At 73.0% G+C, this 14,739-nt stretch carries 17 protein-coding genes; 3 read left to right on the plus strand and 14 right to left on the minus strand.

Annotated elements, in window-relative coordinates; all coding sequences use genetic code 11:
- A partial coding sequence (locus GL263_RS29220; RefSeq protein ID WP_438947939.1) for a DUF7848 domain-containing protein occupies window positions 1-146 on the plus strand: 146 nt, incomplete at its 5' end.
- A gap of 456 nt (window positions 147-602) precedes the next feature.
- Here the strand turns inward: GL263_RS29220 and GL263_RS09520 are convergent.
- From GL263_RS09520 to GL263_RS09540, 5 genes are all read right to left on the minus strand, one after another.
- Entirely contained in the window at window positions 603-1,295 is a 693-nt protein-coding gene (locus GL263_RS09520; protein ID WP_182855164.1) for a restriction endonuclease, read from the minus strand.
- A gap of 76 nt (window positions 1,296-1,371) precedes the next feature.
- On the minus strand, window positions 1,372-1,581 hold the full coding sequence (locus tag GL263_RS09525) for a hypothetical protein (protein WP_182855165.1): 210 nt from the start codon (window positions 1,579-1,581) through the stop codon (window positions 1,372-1,374).
- A gap of 366 nt (window positions 1,582-1,947) precedes the next feature.
- Window positions 1,948-2,931 carry an ABC transporter substrate-binding protein gene (locus tag GL263_RS09530; RefSeq protein ID WP_182855177.1) on the minus strand — a complete coding sequence of 328 codons (984 nt, stop codon included), beginning with the start codon at window positions 2,929-2,931 and terminating at the stop codon, window positions 1,948-1,950.
- Window positions 2,932-2,986: 55 nt separating this feature from the next.
- Window positions 2,987-3,703, minus strand: coding sequence for an ABC transporter permease (locus tag GL263_RS09535; protein WP_182855166.1), 717 nt, complete (start codon window positions 3,701-3,703; stop codon window positions 2,987-2,989).
- A gap of 1 nt (window position 3,704) precedes the next feature.
- Complete coding sequence (locus GL263_RS09540) at window positions 3,705-4,427, minus strand: ABC transporter permease (RefSeq protein ID WP_194377307.1); 723 nt, start codon at window positions 4,425-4,427, stop codon at window positions 3,705-3,707.
- A 44-nt stretch (window positions 4,428-4,471) separates the two neighbouring features.
- Between GL263_RS09540 and GL263_RS09545 the strand changes: the two genes are divergently transcribed.
- On the plus strand, window positions 4,472-5,683 hold the full coding sequence (locus GL263_RS09545; protein WP_182855168.1) for an ABC transporter ATP-binding protein: 1,212 nt from the start codon (window positions 4,472-4,474) through the stop codon (window positions 5,681-5,683).
- 76 nt (window positions 5,684-5,759) lie between these two features.
- Window positions 5,760-6,269, plus strand: a complete 510-nt coding sequence (locus GL263_RS09550) for a methylated-DNA--[protein]-cysteine S-methyltransferase (RefSeq protein WP_323379318.1) — start codon at window positions 5,760-5,762, stop codon at window positions 6,267-6,269.
- A gap of 39 nt (window positions 6,270-6,308) precedes the next feature.
- Here the strand turns inward: GL263_RS09550 and GL263_RS09555 are convergent, their stop codons facing one another.
- The 9 genes from GL263_RS09555 to tilS all read right to left on the minus strand — a co-directional run.
- Window positions 6,309-6,800, minus strand: coding sequence for a DUF3180 domain-containing protein (locus GL263_RS09555; RefSeq protein ID WP_182855169.1), 492 nt, complete (start codon window positions 6,798-6,800; stop codon window positions 6,309-6,311).
- A 93-nt stretch (window positions 6,801-6,893) separates the two neighbouring features.
- Window positions 6,894-7,502, minus strand: a complete 609-nt coding sequence (gene folK / locus GL263_RS09560) for a 2-amino-4-hydroxy-6-hydroxymethyldihydropteridine diphosphokinase (RefSeq protein WP_182855170.1) — start codon at window positions 7,500-7,502, stop codon at window positions 6,894-6,896.
- Window positions 7,499-7,858 carry a dihydroneopterin aldolase gene (gene folB / locus GL263_RS09565; protein WP_182855171.1) on the minus strand — a complete coding sequence of 120 codons (360 nt, stop codon included), beginning with the start codon at window positions 7,856-7,858 and terminating at the stop codon, window positions 7,499-7,501. Before folB ends, folK begins: the two co-directional genes overlap by 4 nt.
- Window positions 7,859-8,178: 320 nt before the next feature.
- Entirely contained in the window at window positions 8,179-8,670 is a 492-nt protein-coding gene (locus GL263_RS09570; RefSeq protein WP_182855172.1) for a nuclear transport factor 2 family protein, read from the minus strand.
- Window positions 8,667-9,548 (minus strand): dihydropteroate synthase, encoded by an 882-nt coding sequence (gene folP, locus GL263_RS09575; RefSeq protein WP_182855173.1) that lies wholly within the window; start codon window positions 9,546-9,548, stop codon window positions 8,667-8,669. The genes GL263_RS09570 and folP overlap by 4 nt, the downstream gene beginning before the upstream one ends.
- 427 nt (window positions 9,549-9,975) lie before the next feature.
- Window positions 9,976-10,581: a GTP cyclohydrolase I FolE gene (folE, locus tag GL263_RS09580; RefSeq protein WP_143646890.1), complete on the minus strand. Its 606-nt coding sequence runs from the start codon at window positions 10,579-10,581 to the stop codon at window positions 9,976-9,978.
- A gap of 162 nt (window positions 10,582-10,743) precedes the next feature.
- Window positions 10,744-12,789: an ATP-dependent zinc metalloprotease FtsH gene (ftsH, locus tag GL263_RS09585; protein WP_182855174.1), complete on the minus strand. Its 2,046-nt coding sequence runs from the start codon at window positions 12,787-12,789 to the stop codon at window positions 10,744-10,746.
- A 208-nt stretch (window positions 12,790-12,997) separates the two neighbouring features.
- Window positions 12,998-13,537 (minus strand): hypoxanthine phosphoribosyltransferase, encoded by a 540-nt coding sequence (gene hpt, locus GL263_RS09590; protein WP_182855175.1) that lies wholly within the window; start codon window positions 13,535-13,537, stop codon window positions 12,998-13,000.
- A gap of 52 nt (window positions 13,538-13,589) precedes the next feature.
- Window positions 13,590-14,739 (minus strand): tRNA lysidine(34) synthetase TilS (tilS, locus tag GL263_RS09595; RefSeq protein ID WP_182855176.1); only part of this gene is annotated, 1,150 nt, incomplete at its 5' end.

A 14,739-nucleotide genomic window follows, 5' to 3' on the forward strand; every position in this document is an offset into this window, starting at 1 on the left:
GCGGTGAGCGGAGCGGGACGTGGGAGGGCGAGCAGGCGGAGGTCGTGCCCTGGATGCGGGAGCACACGGCGCGGGACCCGTCCCACCGCAGCTACCGGGAGATCATCACGCGGCCGTACCGGAGTTGGCTGGAGGAGCGGGCGTGAGGCGGCGGCTTGTGGTCGCGGTGGCCGGGTGGCCGGTCGGGCGGCGGGCGGGCCACGCGGGGCCGTTGGACGGGGACGCCAGCCGGCTGGTGCGGCCTTACGTGCGCGTCGGACCGCCGCCGCCGTGTTGGGTGTCGCTCAGCGGCACGCCACGCGGGCCGTGGGCGTTGGCGCCGGGGACGGTGCCGTGGTGAGCGGCGGTGAGCCGTGTGGGCGGCGGAGGCCGCGTCGGCTGGAGACGTCCCCGCTCGTCGCGTCCCGCCTCCCCTGTGCCAGGCCCGCCGGAACACGACGGGCCGCACGAGGACGCCGTCGAGCAGACCTGGCCGGGTGGGCTGGCCGGTCCCGCGTCGCCGTCGTCGTTCCGGCCCGACGGCGGACGGCGGCGGGCGGACCCGTCGTTGCGGCCGGCAGGACCGGCGGGTGGTCGCGCGCGGCCGGGTGCCGGCCGCGTGCTCAGCGGGCGGTGGGGCGACGCCCCGGGCCCGCGCCGCTGCCGTTCAGCGGGAGCAGGCTCTCCAGGTGGGCGCCCTTGACCCATGCGCCCAGGAGGTCGCGGTGGAGGGCCACGATGTCCTGGCGCATGGCCAGGCCGAGTGCGTCCCTGGTGAAGGCGCGGCCGGTGGTGACGTACAGGGCGACGTCCGCGCCGTGTTCGGGGCGTGCGGTGCCGACGAACTTCTGCATGTCGTGCGAGGACACGCTCCGGTGCGGCGCGTACTTCTTGCACTGGACGACCAGCTTGCGCCCGTCGGCGAGGTAGCCGACGACGTCCGCGCCCAGGTCGCCGCTCCGGCCGCTGACGACAACCTTCGTGCAGCCGTCCCGCCGGCACAGCGCGGCGACGTAGCTCTCGAACTCCTGCCAGGACAGGGCGTCGACCTCGGTCATCGACAACTCGCGCGCCCGGGCCTCCTCCTCCGCGCGCCACGTGCGGTCCTCGTCGACCGCGCGGCGGTGCGCCCGCAGCAGTAGCCAGCCGGCCCCGCCCACCACGGCCACGGCGAGGACGGCCACCAGGACGGGCCACACCACCGACCAGTTCGCGGCCGCCCACACCACCACGACCACCGCCGCGACCGTGCCCCAGCCCTGCAACCGCCTGCGCGTCCGCTTCGGCAGGCGCCGGCTCCGTCGACGTACCGCCATCACTCCCCCACTCCCCGGGCCCGACGTCCGCCGTGCGGGGCGACGGGCGCGGTCCGGCCTGTGCGTCTGCGGGGGCTCATCGGCTGGCCTGGGTGACGCCGCTGGCGAGCTGCCCCAGGACGTCCAGGATTCCCTGTCCGAGCGGGGTGGGTGCGATGAGGACTCCCAGCGCCAGGACTATGACAACGGTCAGCTTCTCGTCGTTGCGAGTGCGGGACTGCGTACGCCGCCGCAGCCGCAGGACGACGATCACCGCGAGCAGCACCGCCACGTTCATGGTCACCAACCCGCCCCGACCTCCCTACCGACCGGTTCTTGCCCCCGGCGGACGGCTGGGCGCCGCCGCCAACCCTTTGTGTAGCGCCGGCTCGGCGAGCGGGAAGCCGGGTTACCCGCATATGGCACAAAGCCATCGGCCCTGGCCGAATAGCGCGGTGGACCACGTGTCAGCGCGCGCCCGGCGCTCACGCCCCAACGCCCGCGCCCCTGTCGACTGCTACCGCACACGATGTCCGTCGCCGGTCGGCGCACACACTCCGCCACGGTTCGGCGTCGCTTCTCGGCGGCGGGCGGAACGTGTACCCGTCGAGGCTCGCCGAGGGGTGGGGCATGCCGCACGGCTGCCGGTGGTCACCGGCTGCCGGACCGGGCGTCAGTTGATGAGGTTCTTGGACCTGAGGTACTGCTCGGCGACGTCGGCGGCCTTCTGGCGTTCGGCGTCGACCTTGCGGTTGAGGTCGGTGAGGTCCTCGGTCGTGAGGACGCGGGTGAGTTTGTCGAGGGTGTCGGCGATCTTCTTGTCGCCGGCGTCCTTGGTGTTGACGACGGGCAGGACGTTGTCGGCGTTCTGAAGGTTCTTGTCGTCTTCGAGGAGGACGAGGCCGAACTCGTCGAGGGTGGCGTCGGTGGTCGTCGTGAGGACCATGTCGTTGGTGCCGTTCTGCACGGACTGCTTGGCGGCGACGCTGCCGACGCCCTTGGGGTCGAGCCTGGCGACGTCGATGCCGTAGGTCTTCTCCAACCCCGGCTGGCAGAACGGACGTTCGGGGCACTCCGGGCCGGCGGCGAGGCGGACGCGGAGCTTCGCGCCGCCGACATCGCTGAGGGTCCTGAGCTTGTGCTCGTCGGCGTACTTCGCGGAGACGGCGAAGGCGTTCTGGTTGACGGCGTCGCCGGCGGCGAGCGGGGTGAGGCCGCGCGGCTCGGCGAGCTTCCTGAGCGCGGCCACCGTGGCGTCGGCGTCGTTGGAGGCGACGGGCTTCTTCGCGGCCGCGTCGGCGCCGTTGGCCTTGGCGTTCAGGAACTCGGCGAGGGTGGCGGCGTACTCGGGGACGACGTCGATCTCGCCCTTCTCCAGGGCGGGCGCGTACAGTTCGCGGTTCTCCAGGCGCTGGACGCGGGTGCTGTAGCCGGCGTCGCGCAGGACGCGGGCGTACATCCGGGCCATGATCTCGGACTCGGTGAAGCCGGCGGAGCCGATGACAAGGCTGCCCTCGCCGCCGGACTGTTCGAGGCTGTCGCCGCCGCAGGCGGTGAGCGCGGTGAGCAGGGCGGCGACGCCGAGCGCCGTGGCGCCGGCCCGGCGCCCGGTGCGGCGCGGGGTGTGACGGGGGTGGCGGCCGGTGCGGGTGAGTATCGCGGTCACGGGTGGGTCAGCTCCTGGGTCGGCGAGTGCGTACGTTCACGCGCGGTCATGTGGTGGCGGTGACCGGGACGGGGGCGGCGACGGGTTCGGCGCGGCGGCGTCGGCCGCGCATGGGGTCGAGCAGCCGCGCGGCGATCACCAGCGCGCCCTCCACGAGCAGCGCGAGCGCGGCGACGAGGACGGCTCCGGCGACGACCTGCGGGGTGCGGTAGGTGCTGAAGCCGTCGGTGATGATGCGGCCGAGCCCGCCTCCGCCGGCGATGGCGGCGAGGGTGGCGGTGGCGATGACCTGGACGGTCGCGGACCGGATGCCGGTCATCAGCATCGGGTAGGCGAGCGGGAGTTCGACGCGCCACAGGAGTTGACCGCCGGACATGCCCATGCCGCGCGCGGCCTCGACGACGTTCTGGTCGGCCTCGCGTACGCCGAGGTGGGCGTTGGTGAGCAGCGGTGGGATCGCGAAGAGGACCAGCGCGATGAGGGTGGGCCACAGTTCGCTGCGGCCGAGCGGGCTGACCGTGAGGAGGACGAGGACGGCGAGGGTGGGCACGGCGCGGCCGATACCGGCGATGTTGGTGGCGAGGGCGCCGCCGCGTCCGACGTGGCCGAGCCACAGAGCGACCGGCAGGGCGATGGCGGCGGCGATGAGGAGGCACAGGGCGGTCAGGTAGAGGTGTTCGCCGAGGCGTTGCCAGACGCCGCCGTCACCGGTCCAGTTCGAGCCGGTGGTGAGCCAGGTCCAGGCTCCTTCGATGACGTCCATGTCAGGCGGCCCTCGCGGTCTGCGGGGTGGCCGCGGCGCTCTGCGGGGTGGCCGCGGCGGCGCGTGCTCTGGTCCAGGGCGTGAGCAGGCGCTGTACCCCGAGGAGCAGCACGTCGGCGAGGACGGCGAGGACGACGCACAGCACGGAGGCGGTGAGCACCTGGGCCTTGAAGACGCTGTCGAGACCGGAGAAGAGGAGGTTGCCGAGGCCGCCGTAGTCGATGATGCCGCCGACGGTGGTCATGGCGATGGTGGAGACCGTGGCGATGCGAAGGCCCGCCATCAACGCGGGTACGGCGAGTGGGAGTTCGACGGTGAGGAGGAGGCGTAGGGGGCCGTAGCCCATGCCCCGGGCGGCCTCGCGGACCTCCTCGGGCACGCCTTCGAGGCCGGCGAGGATGTTCCGCAGCAGGATGGTCAGGGAGTACAGCACCAGCGCCGTGATGACAACGGAGACGGAGATGCCGAGTATCGGGACGAGGAGGGCGAGCATCGCGAGCGACGGCACGGTGTAGAGAACGGTGGTGAGCGCGAGCAGCGGCGGCGCGACCGGGCGCCAGCGCCGGGCGAGGACCGCCAGCGGCAGCGCCACGAGCAGCCCGATGCCGACGGCGGCGGCGGTGATGCCGACGTGCTGGATCGTCGCGTCGGTCAGCTCCTGTCCGCGCGTCCGTAGATACTCGCCACAGATCCAGTCGTTGGCGGCGAGGCAGCCCTTCGACATCACGTCCGCGACCCTAACCCGTGGCACTGACAGAATGAGGGACCATGGCGGAGCAGCAGCGGGAGCGCAACGCGGGGTTCATCGCGTTCGAGAACGTGACGAAGCGCTACCCGGACGGCACGACGGCCGTGGACGACCTGTCGTTCGAGGTCGCCGAGGGCGAGCTGGTGACGCTGGTCGGCCCGTCGGGCTGCGGCAAGACGACAACGATGAAGATGGTCAACCGGCTGATCGAGCCGACCGAGGGCCGCATCCTGCTGGACGGCGAGGACATCCGCACGGTCGACCCGGTGCGGCTGCGGCGGCACATCGGGTACGTCATCCAGCAGGTGGGGCTGTTCCCGCACAAGACGGTGCTGGAGAACACCGCGACCGTGCCCCGGCTGCTGGGCTGGCAGCGGGCGAAGGGGCGGCGGCGGGCCGCCGAACTGCTGGAGCTGGTGGGCCTGGACCCGTCCGTGTACGGCGACCGCTACCCGGACCAGCTCTCCGGCGGGCAGCGGCAACGGGTGGGCGTGGCGCGGGCGTTGGCGGCCGATCCGCCGGTGCTGCTGATGGACGAGCCGTTCGGCGCCGTGGACCCGGTGGTGCGGGAGCACCTGCAGAACGAGTTCCTGAGGCTCCAGGCCGAGGTGCGCAAGACGGTCCTGTTCGTGACGCACGACATCGAGGAGGCGGTGCGCCTCGGCGACCGCATCGCCGTGTACGGGCACGGCCGCATCGAGCAGCTGGACCCGCCGGCGCGGGTGCTGGGCGCGCCGGCGACGCCGTATGTCGCGGACTTCGTCGGCGCGGACCGGGGGCTGAAGCGGCTGTCGGTGACGCCGATCGAGGCCGGCGACCTGGAGCAGCCGCCGGTGGTCCGGCTCGACGACGTCGCGGTGCGTGCCGCCGAGCGGCTGCGGTCGGACGGCGCGCGGTGGGCGGTGGTGCTGGACGGTGACGGCGGGCTGCACGGCTGGGTGTCGGCGGAGTCGCTGGCCGGCTCGCCGAACAGCACGGACGGCCCGGACGGCACGGTCGGCGACCACGCGCGGCGGATGGAGGCGTGGCTGCCGCTGGGGGCGCCGCTGAAGCAGGCGTTCAGCCGGATGCTCCAGCACGACGCGGGCTGGATCGCGGTGCTGGACGGCGAGCGTTTCGCCGGGGTGCTCACGCCGGGGCGGCTGCACGAGGCGCTGCGCCGGTCGATCGACGCGGAGGCGCGGGACGTGCCGCGCGCGCACGTCCGGCTGGACACCGTCGCCGACGCGTAGAACACCGGTCCGACCGCCCGAGGCAGTGTCCGATTTCCGCCAGTGCGGGCGGCGGCACGGGTTGATACTGGACGGCGTGAGGAACACAGTCGAGCAGCAGAACCGCACCCACACCGTGGTGGACAGCCCCATCGGGCCGCTGACCCTGGTGGCCACCGAGGGCGTGCTGTCCGCCGTCTACATGAGCGAGCACCGGCACCGGCCGCCCGTCGAGACGTTCGGCCGTCCGGACGCCGCCGCGTTCGAGCGGGTGACCGCCGAGCTGGCGGAGTACTTCGCCGGGGAGCGGACGGAGTTCAGCGTGCCCGTGCGGGCGGCCGGTACGGAGTTCCAGCGGACGGTCTGGGCCGAGCTGCGGAAGATCCCCTACGGCCGGACGATCACCTACGGCGAGCTGGCGGCGCGTATCGGCCGTCCGAGCGCGGCCCGCGCGGTCGGCGCGGCGAACGGGCGGAACCCGGTGAGTGTCATCGTGCCGTGCCACCGGGTGGTGGGCGGCGGCGGTTCCCTCACCGGCTACGCCGGCGGGCTGGCGCGGAAGGAGCGCCTGCTGGCGCTGGAACGCGGCCAGCTGACGGCCGGCTGACCCGCGAGCGGCCCTCTCAGGCGGCGGACGGGGCCGGGTTCAGGCGGCGGACGGGGCCGGGCCGTCCTCGTCGTCGCCCTCGGGGATGCGGCAGACGCGTTCCAGCCACAGGGCGACAGCGACCACCGCCACCGCCGCGACGACGGACAGCCCCGCGTACAGCGCCTGGTCGCGCCTGGCCGGCACGTCCGCGAGGGGCGAGGTCGCGATGAAGACGCCGACGCCGCCGTAGACGCCGCCGACCAGCGCCGCGACCAGCGCGCTGGCCTGCCCGAAGACCACCGCCCGCGCCGCCATCATCGGCTCGACCGGCTTGGCGACCGGGCGGCGCTCCCGCTGGGCGCGCAGCCGGGAACGCAGCGAGAAGGCCGTCGCCAGCAGCACCACCGCGATCAGCGCCAGCACAACCGGCGCGAGCAGCGGGACGGCGGGCAGGCTGTCCAGCGCGTCCCACAGCCGCGCCCCGCCCCACGACAGGACCGCGGCGGCGGCGAAGATCCCGACGAGGGTGCGGATGCGCAGTTGCTTCACGGGGCGCTCGGTGTCCTTGTGTCCTGAGGAGTGCGGGGATGTCGGCGGGGAAGGTGCGTCTGTCGGCGTCCGTACCCGTGGCCGGGGGCGGCCTTACTCGGGGACGACGAGTTCGAGGTCCGGGCGGATCTCGACGCCGCGGGTGCCGTCCACGCCGATCTCGGCGAGCAGGTCGGAGACCGCCCCGCGGCCGGGGACCTCGGCGCCGGGGTCGACGTCGTGCCACGGCACCAGCACGAAGGCGCGCTCGTGCGCCCGCGGGTGCGGCAGGGTCAGCGTCGGGTCGCTGGAGACGACGTCCTGGTAGGAGACGATGTCGACGTCGATCGTGCGCGGGCCCCAGCGCTCGTCGCGTACCCGCTCGAAAGCCTCCTCGATCGCCTGACCGCGCTCCAGGAGGGAGTCCGGCGGCAGGGTCGTCTTGATGAGCACGACGGCGTTGAAGTAGCTCGACTGGGAGCCGGGCTCGACCCCCCAGGGCTCGGTCTCGTAGACCGGCGAGACCGCCTTCACCCGCACGCCCGGGGTGTCCTCCAGCGCGTCGATGGCGCCCTGGAGGGTCTCCAGGCGGTTGCCGAGGTTGCTGCCGATGGAGATCACGGCGCGTTTGGGGTTGCTCAGCGTGATGTCGGCCGCGTCGACCTGGCGGACCACCGAAGCGGGCACCGGCTGCACTGTCGGGTCACTGTTCGGTGGTGTCATGATCGGCTCCGCTTGATCGTGATGGTCACATCGTCGAAGGGGACGGTGATGGGCGCGTCGGGCTTGTGCACGACCACCTCGACCTCCCGCACCGCCTCGTGGGTCAGGCACTGGTCGGCGATCCGCTGGGCCAGCGTCTCGATCAGATCGACCGGTTCGCCGGTGATGACGGCGACAACCTCCTCGGCGACGACTCCGTAGTGGACCGTACGGGTCAGGTCGTCCTCGGCGGCCGCGGCCCGCGTGTCGACGGCCATCTCCACGTCGACGACAAAGAGCTGTCCCTCTTCTCGTTCCCGCTCGAAGACCCCGTGATGCCCCTTGGCCCTCAGGCCGCGCACGGCGACTCGGTCCATCGGCGCGTCACACTCCTCGTCCACTCGTCTTCCCGGGTCGTCGTTCCGGGTTCCGCCGGGCGCCGCGCGGGCGCGGCCCGCGCTCGAATCTACCCACGCACCCTGAACACCCCGTCCCTGGGGGGTGGCCACGAGCCGTCCGGTCGGTGTGCGTACCGCTTCTACCAGCGCAGGCCGCCTACCCGGAAGGCGGCCGCGCCACTCCTGTTGTCCTCGCCACACACCCCGACGGGTGACACCGCCCGGCCCGGGTGACGCTCCCGGCCCCTGGGCGGGCGCCCTTGGCCCGGCCCCGCGGGCGGGTGCCCGGCGGCGCCGGCTCAGTCTGCCAGCGGCTCGTCCGGCTCCGGGCCCTCGTCGTCCTGCTCGACGAGCACCGGGGAGCCGTGCCGCGCCCACAGCCGCCACTCCCCGTCGGCGCCGCGCCGGAACACGTTGGTCGCCACGACGAGGCCGCCGACCAGCGGGCCGACCGAGCCGTCCTCCTCCGCCGGGCCGCCGCTGAGGATGTTCTCCGTGCACGTCACGAGTGCCGTGTCACCGAGGACGGAGATCTCCACGTCGGTCAGGAAGAACTGGATGTACTCGGTGCTCGCCATGATCAACGCGTAGGAGCGCAGCACCTCCGAGCGGCCGAGGAGGACCGGCCAGCCGGGGTGGACGACGCTCAGGTCGCCGTCGGCGACGTCGAGGTCCTGCGCGCCGCCCGCCCACAGCTCGCCCAGCGTCTCCAGGTCGCCGCGTTCCAGCGCCTCGTACAGCGCGGCGTTGGCGGCCTCGACAGCCGCGACGTCCGCTCCCGAACCCGTCACCGGTCTCCCTCCGCCGCCTCGCCGGCGGCGTCCACGGCCCGCACCACGCGGACGGCGTCCGCGCTGGCCCGCACCTCGTGTACCCGGACGGCCCAGGCGCCGTCCCGGGCGGCCAGCGTCGTCACCGCGGCCGTCGCGGCGTCGCGCTCCCGGGCGGGCGGCGGGGCGGCCTCGCCGTCGGCGGCCAGCACCCGGCCGAGGAAGCGCTTGCGGGACGCGGCCACCAGCAGCGGCCGGCCCAGCTCCCGCCGGAGCCGGCCCAGCGAGGCGACAAGCGCCAGGTCGTGTTCGGCGTTCTTCGCGAAGCCCAGGCCCGGGTCGACGACCACCCGGTCCGGGCTGATGCCGCCCGCGACGGCCTGGTCGAGCGCGGCCCGCAGCTCGTCGAGGACCTCGGTGACGACGTTGCCGTAGACGGCGCGGTCGTTCATGTCGATGGACTGGCCGCGCCAGTGCATGACCACAAACGGCACCCCGGCGCCGGCGACCACGGGCACCATGCGGGGGTCGGCGCGGCCGCCGCTGACGTCGTTGACCAGGCGGGCGCCGGCGGCGACGGCCTGCTCGGCGACGCTCGCCCGCATCGTGTCCACGCTGACGACCACCCCGTCGGCGGCCAGGCCGCGCACCACGGGCACCACCCGGCGCAGCTCCTCGTCCTCGTCGACGCGGGTCGCGCCGGGGCGGGTCGACTCGCCGCCGACGTCGACCAGGTCGGCGCCCTGCGCCACCAGGTCGAGACCACGCTTGATCGCCGCGGTCGTGTCGAACCAGCGACCGCCGTCGGAGAAGGAGTCGGGCGTGACGTTGACGACGCCCATCACCGCACAGCGTCCCCAGGCGGGAAGCCCGGCAACAGTAAGCCGCTCAGCACTCATGCCCCCACCCTAGGCCCCCACGGGGGCCGTCCTTCCGACACCCTGACTCCCGCCGGGGGCCGTCCTCCCGAGGTCACGGGCCCCGCGCCCACGAGCCCTGACTCCCGGTCCTCGCTCGCTCCCGGTCCTCGGCCGGGAGGCGTCCCAGGACGGGCCGTTCACAGCCCGCCCGGCGTTCGAGGACAAGCGGCCGCCGGGGCGCGACACGGGGTCCTGGCCGGAGCCCCGGTGCCGGAGACGTGTGGGGTCCCCCGGCCGAAGACCGGGGAAGGGGCCGGGAAGACCCCGCCGGCAACAGAGGGGGCGGCCCTCCCGGCCGGACCCGCGTGGACGGAGACCCGGGCCGCGTGACCGGAGACGAGACCCGCGTGACCGGAGACGACGGACGCGCCCGAGGTGTGTCGGCGGGCCGCCCCGCAGGGGCCCGTCAGCGGGCCATGATGAGGCTCATCGCCTCGGAGCGGGTCGCGGCGTCCCGCAGCTGGCCGCGTACGGCCGAGGTCAGCGTCTTGGCGCCCGGTTTGCGCACGCCGCGCATCGTCATGCACATGTGCTCGCACTCGATGACCACGATCACGCCGCGCGGCTCCAGGATGCGCATCAGCGAGTCGGCGATCTGCGTCGTCAGACGCTCCTGCACCTGCGGGCGGCGGGCGAAGACGTCGACCAGCCGGGCGAGCTTCGACAGCCCGGTGATCTTGCCGCTGGAGGAGGGGATGTAGCCGATGTGGGCCGTGCCGACGAACGGCACCAGGTGGTGCTCGCAGGAGCTGAGCACCTCGATGTCCTTGACCAGCACCATCTCGTCGTGGCCGAGGTCGAAGGTGGTGGTCAGCACGTCCTCGGGGCGCTGCCAGAGGCCGGCGAATATCTCGCGGTAGGCGCGGGCCACCCGGGCCGGCGTCTCCCGCAGGCCCTCGCGGTCGGGGTCCTCGCCGACGGCGATGAGCAGCTCACGGATGGCGTTCTCGGCCCGCTTCTCGTCGAACTCGCCGATCGTGCCTTCGCCGTCCAGCGTCACCGGGTCGGTCATGGGAGTGCCTCACTTCTGCTTCATGCGGCGATAAGGCCGCGTCCCTCAGAGTAAACCTGAGGGACGCGGCCGATGTTCCTGCTCCCCTGTGAGCTGGGCCTCTTCCCCGCGGCCTCCCCCGCGAGTCCCCCGCGGGGGAGGCCCGGGAGCCCGGGGGCGGGCTCAGAGCTCGCCGTGCGCCTCCGGGGCGGTGCGGGGCTCGACCGGGCCGGTCTCCGTCGGGCCGATCGTCTTGCCCTGCTCCGGCGGCGCCTTCTCCAGCGACGCGCCGTTGCTCAGCGCCAGCTCCTTCGGAGAGGAGACCGGCGGCCGCGTGGAGGGGGTACGGCGGGCGGAGCCGGTCCAGGCCGGGCGGGCCGGCCGCTTCACGATCGGGCGGAAGATCTCGGCGATCTCCTCCTTGCCCAGCGTCTCCTTCTCCAGCAGCTCCAGGACGAGGTTGTCCAGCACGTCCCGGTTCTCGACCAGGATCTCCCACGCTTCGTTGTGCGCGGTCTCGATCAGCTTCTTGACCTCTTCGTCGACAAGGCCGGCGACCTCCTCGGAGTAGTCCCGCTGGTGGCCCATCTCCTTGCCGAGGAAGGGCTCGGACTGGTCGGAGCCGAACTTGATCGCGCCCAGCCGCTCGGTCATGCCGTACTGGGTGACCATCGCGCGGGCCGTGGCGGTGGCCTTCTCGATGTCGTTGGCCGCGCCCGTCGTCGGGTCGTGGAACACCAGCTCCTCGGCGGCCCGGCCGCCGAGCATGTAGGCGAGCTGGTCGAGCATCTCGTTGCGCGTGGTCGAGTACTTGTCCTCCTCGGGGAGGACCATGGTGTAACCGAGCGCGCGGCCCCGGGACAGGATCGTGATCTTGTGGACCGGGTCGGAGTTCGGGGAGGCCGCCGCGACCAGGGCGTGTCCGCCCTCGTGGTACGCGGTGATCTTCTTCTCCTTGTCGCTCATGATCCGGGTCCGCTTCTGCGGGCCGGCCACGACACGGTCGATCGCCTCGTCCAGGAACTTGTTGTCGATCAGCTTGGCGTCGGCGCGGGCGGCAAGCAGCGCGGCCTCGTTCAGCACGTTGTTCAGGTCGGCGCCGGTGAAGCCGGGGGTGCGGCGGGCGACCGCGCCCAGGTCGACGTCGGGCGCGACCGGCTTGCCCTTCTGGTGGACCTTGAGGATCTCCAGCCGGCCCTGCATGTCGGGGCGGTCGACGGCGATCTGGCGGTCGAAACGGCCCGGACGCAGCAGCGCCGGGTCGAGGATGTCGGGCCGGTTGGTGGCCGCGATGAGGATGACGCCGCCCTTGACGTCGAAGCCGTCCATCTCGACGAGCAGCTGGTTCAGCGTCTGCTCGCGCTCGTCGTGGCCGCCGCCCATGCCGGCGCCGCGGTGCCGGCCGACGGCGTCGATCTCGTCGACGAAGACGATCGCCGGGGCGTTCGCCTTGGCCTGCTCGAAGAGGTCGCGGACCCGGCTGGCGCCGACACCGACGAACATCTCCACGAAGTCGGAACCGGAGATCGAGTAGAACGGCACGCCGGCCTCGCCGGCGACGGCCCGGGCGAGCAGCGTCTTACCCGTGCCGGGCGGGCCGTACAGCAGCACACCCTTGGGGATCTTGGCGCCGACGGCCTGGAACTTCGCGGGCTCCTGCAGGAACTCCTTGATCTCGTGGAGCTCCTCGACGGCCTCGTCGGAGCCGGCCACGTCGGCGAACGTCGTCTTCGGCGTGTCCTTGGTGATCAGCTTCGCCTTCGACTTGCCGAAGTTCATCACCCGGGAGCCGCCGCCCTGCATCTGGTTCATCAGGAACAGGAAGACGATGATGATCAGCAGGAAGGGCAGGAGGGAGAGCAGCATCCCGACAAACGGGTTCTGCTTCTTCGGCGAGACGGTGTAGCCGTCGGTGAGCTGCTTGTCCTGGTACTTGGACTGCAGGGTCTTGGCGAGCTCGGCGCCCTGCTCGTCGATGTAGCTGGCCTTGACCTTGTTGCTGTTCTCGACCTCGTTGCCGTCCTTGAGCTCGATCTCGATCGTCTGCTCGTCGCCGGTGGTGAGCTTGGCCGACTTGACCTTGTTCTCGTTGATCGCCTGGACGACCTGACCGGTGTCGACCGTCTTGAAGCCCTCGGAAGAGCTGACGACCTGCATCAACACGACCACGGCAAGGACGGCCAGCACGATCCACATGACCGGCCCACGGAAGTATCGCTTCACGTCCATCCACACGAGGCGGCGTGCGCCCCGTCCCTCCTGCCAAAGTGAGTTGAAAAGACCGACCCTCGGACGGTACCCCAGCATTGTGGCCCGATGTCGCCGGGCGCGTTGATCCGCCCCCTCCCCTGCTCCAACGGCGGGACAGGGCGGGATGTTCCCGGGGCGGGCCCGGGGCCCGCCGCCACCGGCAGGCCCGGACCGCCGACCGCGGGCGTCAGCCGCCGTAGACGTGCGGAGCGAGCGTGCCGACGAACGGCAGGTTCCGGTACTTCTCCGCGTAGTCGAGGCCGTAGCCCACGACAAACTCGTTCGGGATGTCGAAGCCGACCCACTCGACGTCGATGTCGACCTTCGCCGCGTCCGGCTTGCGCAGCAGCGTGCACACCTTCAGCGAGGCGGGCTCCCGGGAGCCGAGGTTCGACAGCAGCCACGACAGCGTCAGGCCGGAGTCGATGATGTCCTCGACGATCAGGACGTGCCGGCCCTTGATGTCGGTGTCCAGGTCCTTGAGGATGCGGACCACGCCCGAGGACTGGGTGCCGGCGCCGTAGGAGGACACCGCCATCCAGTCCATCGTGACGGGGCTGGACAACGCCCGCGCCAGGTCGGCCATCACCATGACGGCGCCCTTGAGGACGCCGACGATGAGGAGGTCCTTGCCCGCGTACTCCGCGTCGATCTTCGCGGCCAGCTCGGCCAGCTTCGCGTCGATCTCTTCCTTGGTGACGAGCACCGACTGAAGGTCGGCGCCCATGTCCTTCTCATTCACGCTGTGCAGCTGCTCTCAGTCGTCGCTCGGTACGCGCTCAGATGTCGCTCTGCCGAATGACCAGTGTGCCACCCCGGCGCCGAACCTCCACCCGCCCGGGCAGGTTGAGGGGCTTCTGGCCGCGCCACGCGGTGATCAGCCGGTCGGCCTCCTCGATGTGCCGGGCGAACAGCGAGCCGGCGGGGGCGCCGGCGGCGAGGACGGCGCGGCGCAGGACCCGGCGGCGTACCGCCGGCGGCAGCGCGTACAGCCGGTTGACGTCCAGCGCGGAGGACCCGGGGGCGACTGCGGGAGCGGCGGCGTCGGGGGCGTCCGGGGCTTCCGAGGCGGCGGCGGCCGCCGCCGGGGCGCCCCCGGCGTCACGGGTGAGCCGGTCGTCCTGCAGCGGCACCCGCACCGCGCGCTCGGCGTCCGCCGCCCAGGCGTCCAGCGCGTCGGCGTCGTCCCTGGCGAGCTGGGCCGTCCGGGCCAGCGCCTCGATGACGCCCTTGCCCAGCGCCTTCTCCAGTATCGGCATGGCCTCGTGCCGCACCCGGGAGCGGGTGTAGGCGGGATCGGTGTTGTGCGGGTCGTCCCACACGGGCAGGGACTGGACCATGCAGGCGCGGCGGGTGGTCTGCCGGTCGATCGCGAGGAACGGCCGGCGGTAGCGGCGGGCCGCCGGGTCGTCGGGCTGATCGGCGGACTGTCCGCCGGCCACCCCGTCGAGCCGGCCGAGCGGCGCGGGCGCCGCCCCGGAGCCGGTGACGGCGGCCATCCCGGCCAGCGAACGGGTGCCGGAGCCCCGGGCGAGCCCGAGGAGGACCGTCTCGGCCTGGTCGTCCCTGGTGTGGCCGAGGAGCACGGCGGCGGCGCCGGTGCGTTCGGCGACGGCGTCCAGCGCGGCGTAGCGGGCGGCGCGGGCGGCGGCCTCGGGACCCGCGCCCCGGCCGACGGTGACCGTGACCGCCTCGACCGGCTCCAGGCCCATCGCGGTCAGCCGCTCGGCGACCTCGGCGGCCCGCTCGGCGGAACCGGCCTGCAGGCCGTGGTCGACGGTGACGCCACCGGCCCGCAGCCCGAGGCGGGGCGCCTCGAAGGCGAGGGCGGAGGCGAGCGCCATGGAGTCGGCGCCGCCGGAGCAGGCGGCGAGGACAAGCGGCGGAGCGGCCGCCGCTCCCCGGCCCCCTGCCGGCTCACCCGGGCGG

This window comes from Streptomyces durbertensis (assembly GCF_014156695.1).
Taxonomy (GTDB): Bacteria; Actinomycetota; Actinomycetes; order Streptomycetales; family Streptomycetaceae; genus Streptomyces; species Streptomyces durbertensis.

Excerpts from the sequence above, each read along its gene's own strand:
- folE (WP_143646890.1), bottom strand. The coding sequence starts at position 10,581 with ATGACCGACCCGGTGACGCTGGACGGCGAAGGCACGATCGGCGAGTTC.
- ftsH (WP_182855174.1), bottom strand. The coding sequence starts at position 12,789 with ATGGACGTGAAGCGATACTTCCGTGGGCCGGTCATGTGGATCGTGCTG.
- folP (WP_182855173.1), bottom strand. The coding sequence starts at position 9,548 with ATGAGTGCTGAGCGGCTTACTGTTGCCGGGCTTCCCGCCTGGGGACGC.
- GL263_RS09520 (WP_182855164.1), bottom strand. The coding sequence starts at position 1,295 with ATGGCGGTACGTCGACGGAGCCGGCGCCTGCCGAAGCGGACGCGCAGG.
- hpt (WP_182855175.1), bottom strand. The coding sequence starts at position 13,537 with ATGGGCGCCGACCTTCAGTCGGTGCTCGTCACCAAGGAAGAGATCGAC.
- GL263_RS09540 (WP_194377307.1), bottom strand. The coding sequence starts at position 4,427 with ATGTCGAAGGGCTGCCTCGCCGCCAACGACTGGATCTGTGGCGAGTAT.
- folK (WP_182855170.1), bottom strand. The coding sequence starts at position 7,502 with ATGACACCACCGAACAGTGACCCGACAGTGCAGCCGGTGCCCGCTTCG.
- GL263_RS09545 (WP_182855168.1), top strand. The coding sequence starts at position 4,472 with ATGGCGGAGCAGCAGCGGGAGCGCAACGCGGGGTTCATCGCGTTCGAG.
- GL263_RS09535 (WP_182855166.1), bottom strand. The coding sequence starts at position 3,703 with ATGGACGTCATCGAAGGAGCCTGGACCTGGCTCACCACCGGCTCGAAC.
- folB (WP_182855171.1), bottom strand. The coding sequence starts at position 7,858 with ATGGACCGAGTCGCCGTGCGCGGCCTGAGGGCCAAGGGGCATCACGGG.